The sequence below is a fragment of the Halomonas sp. 3D7M genome, assembly GCF_014897885.1.
Taxonomy (GTDB): Bacteria; Pseudomonadota; Gammaproteobacteria; order Pseudomonadales; family Halomonadaceae; genus Vreelandella.
Map to the genome: position 1 here is coordinate 2,551 of NZ_JABUZF010000243.1, position 1,496 is coordinate 4,046.

The 1,496-nt window shown below is 56.8% G+C and carries 1 protein-coding gene and 1 pseudogene; both read right to left on the reverse strand.

Annotated elements, in window-relative coordinates; translation table 11 throughout:
- Window positions 1–1,105 (reverse strand): molybdopterin-dependent oxidoreductase (locus INT22_RS21110; RefSeq protein WP_226912757.1); only part of this gene is annotated, 1,105 nt, incomplete at its 3' end.
- Window positions 1,098–1,496: pseudogene (locus INT22_RS14245) on the reverse strand (NrfD/PsrC family molybdoenzyme membrane anchor subunit); the annotation flags it as partial. The gene INT22_RS21110 and the pseudogene INT22_RS14245, both read right to left, overlap by 8 nt.

Sequence of the window (1,496 nt, forward strand, 5' to 3'; positions counted from 1 at the left end):
CCAGTAGCCACTGAATAATTGCCATGGCAAAAGCGCTATCGGTGCCAGGACGGATCGGCACCCAGCGGTTGTTGTCGGCGGCATGGGACGTCGCAGCGTTCAACGCGGGGTCCACCACCACATATTCCAGCGTGCCGGCGGCGCGCGCCTGTGCAAGCAAGCGGCCCTGGCGTTTAAACGGGTTGCCTGCCTGGCTGGGTGCGCAGCCGATATACATGATAAAGCGTGCGTTCTGTATATCTGGCTTTACGTGAGCATTAGTGACGATGTTGTTCATCACTGCTCCAGAGCCCATGCGGAACGCTAGGCCACAGTATGCGCCATGGTGGCCATAGTTGCGGGTCGCGAAAGCGTTCAAGGTGAAGCGTTTAAGCAAATCTGAGCGCCCGTAGTCGGTGGCTTCCATGACCATCAACTGATTAGCTTTGGGGCCGTACTCAGGGTTGTCGGGGTCAATCAGTGTGTCGTGGTCGCGAATGTCGCGTAGGCCGTCTACTTGCCCTTCACCGAACAGATCGCCCCCTTCGCAAATTTCCTCGATAAGTTGCTCAAACGATATTTTTTGCCACTCGCGACTGCCTCGTTCACCGACCCGTTTAAGGCAGTGATCAATACGGAACGGATTGGTGATCTGGCTCATCATTGCATTGCCACGGGCGCACGCGGTGGAGCGGTTAACTTGCCCGTGTTCTTGATAAGCACTCACGCTGCGCAATGCATCCGCCACCGGTGTGCGCATTGGCAAATGGTCATCGGCAGAAAGCGGATGATAGGGGTTGCCAGCTACTCGTAGCACTTCGCCGCGCGTGTCATCGACCCGCACGCGCACTCCACACTGGGTGGTGCAGCCGTAGCAAATAGTAAAAGCCACCCGTTGATCGGGGGCGAGGGTTAGTTCGCCGGTCGCTAAATCGACACGATATTCAGGCGTTAACGAGTTGCCATGAATATTATGCTGCGGTTTTTCACCTGCGCTGCCGGTAACGCCTTTGGCCATTTTGGCCAACGGGTCGGCGTAGCCCACGGCAAAGGTGGCGGCACCGCCAGCGGCAGCTGCGCCTTTTAGAAAGCGACGGCGTGAGGGATCTTGAGCAGACTTAGCCATGACTAGGCGCTCCTTTGTTAGCAGTGAGTGGGGCGCGAGATGCAGCTTGGGCGTTGCCTGGTAGCTGGCTACCTTGTTGAGCCTGTCGCCATGGAATAAATAGTTCGATCAGTAAAATGGCCGCCAGCCACAGCCCGAAAGTGCCGACAATGCCTAAAATGCCGGAAGAACCAGCAGGGATACCGTAGTGATGGAAACCTGCACTGTTACGAGCCACATGTTGAACATCCATCAGCACTACCCAACGGAACATCCAGCCCATGTGGATAGCCACCAGCCCTAGCAACCATGCCCAGGCAAACAGTGCTGGCTGGCGCTGAGCCGAACGTGTTAACAGAAATACCACGCTGGCAAATAGCGCAACGCCGGTAAGGCCACCCCAAAGTGCGGT